The 1,454-nt window shown below is 49.4% G+C and carries 1 tRNA gene and 2 rRNA genes; all 3 read left to right on the forward strand.

Annotated elements, in window-relative coordinates:
• Nucleotides 1-297, forward strand: a 16S ribosomal RNA gene (locus HMPREF2795_RS00025); the annotation flags it as partial.
• A gap of 50 nt (nucleotides 298-347) precedes the next feature.
• Nucleotides 348-420 (forward strand) — tRNA-Ala (locus tag HMPREF2795_RS00030).
• Between the two features lie 125 nt (nucleotides 421-545).
• Nucleotides 546-1,454 (forward strand): 23S ribosomal RNA (locus tag HMPREF2795_RS00035); the annotation flags it as partial.

Below are 1,454 nucleotides of genomic sequence, written 5' to 3' on the forward strand. Positions count from 1 at the left end.
GTACAACGAGTCGCAAGTCGGTGACGGCAAGCTAATCTCTTAAAGCCAGTCTCAGTTCGGATTGTAGGCTGCAACTCGCCTACATGAAGTCGGAATCGCTAGTAATCGCGGATCAGCACGCCGCGGTGAATACGTTCCCGGGCCTTGTACACACCGCCCGTCACACCACGAGAGTTTGTAACACCCGAAGTCGGTGAGGTAACCATTTGGAGCCAGCCGCCTAAGGTGGGATAGATGATTGGGGTGAAGTCGTAACAAGGTAGCCGTATCGGAAGGTGCGGCTGGATCACCTCCTTTCTAAGGATAAGGAATGCACATTGGTCTTGTTTAGTCTTGAGAGGTCTTGTGGGGCCTTAGCTCAGCTGGGAGAGCGCCTGCTTTGCACGCAGGAGGTCAGCGGTTCGATCCCGCTAGGCTCCATTGGTGAGAGATCACCAAGTAATGCACATTGAAAATTGAATATCTATATCAAATAGTAACAAGAAAATAAACCGAAAACGCTGTAGTATTAATAAGAGTTTATGACTGAAAGGTCAGAAAAATAAGGTTAAGTTAATAAGGGCGCACGGTGGATGCCTTGGCACTAGGAGCCGAAGAAGGACGTGACAAACGACGATATGCCTTGGGTAGCTGTAAGTAAGCGATGATCCAGGGATTTCCGAATGGGGGAACCCAACAGGTACTACCTGTTACCCATATCTGTTAAGGATATGAGGAGGAAGACGCAGTGAACTGAAACATCTAAGTAGCTGCAGGAAGAGAAAGCAAAAGCGATTGCCTTAGTAGCGGCGAGCGAAACGGCAGAAGGGCAAACCGAAGAGTTTACTCTTCGGGGTTGTAGGACTGCAATGTGGACTCAAAGACTATAGAAGAATGGTTTGGGAAAATCAGCCAAAGAGAGTGATAGCCTCGTATTCAAAATAGTCTTTGTACCTAGCAGTATCCTGAGTACGGCGGGACACGTGAAATCCCGTCGGAATCTGGGAGGACCATCTCCCAACCCTAAATACTCCCTAGTGACCGATAGTGAACCAGTACCGTGAGGGAAAGGTGAAAAGCACCCCGGGAGGGGAGTGAAATAGAACCTGAAACCGTGTGCCTACAACAAGTTCGAGCCCGTTAATGGGTGAGAGCGTGCCTTTTGTAGAATGAACCGGCGAGTTACGATATGATGCGAGGTTAAGTTGAAGAGACGGAGCCGTAGGGAAACCGAGTCTGAATAGGGCGCCTTAGTATCATGTCGTAGACCCGAAACCATGTGACCTACCCATGAGCAGGTTGAAGGTGCGGTAAGACGCACTGGAGGACCGAACCAGGGCACGTTGAAAAGTGCTTGGATGACTTGTGGGTAGCGGAGAAATTCCAAACGAACTTGGAGATAGCTGGTTCTCTCCGAAATAGCTTTAGGGCTAGCGTCGACATTAGAGATTCTTGGAGGTAGAGCACTGTTTGGG

Source organism: Streptococcus sp. HMSC056C01, assembly GCF_001811305.1.
GTDB lineage: Bacteria > Bacillota > Bacilli > Lactobacillales > Streptococcaceae > Streptococcus.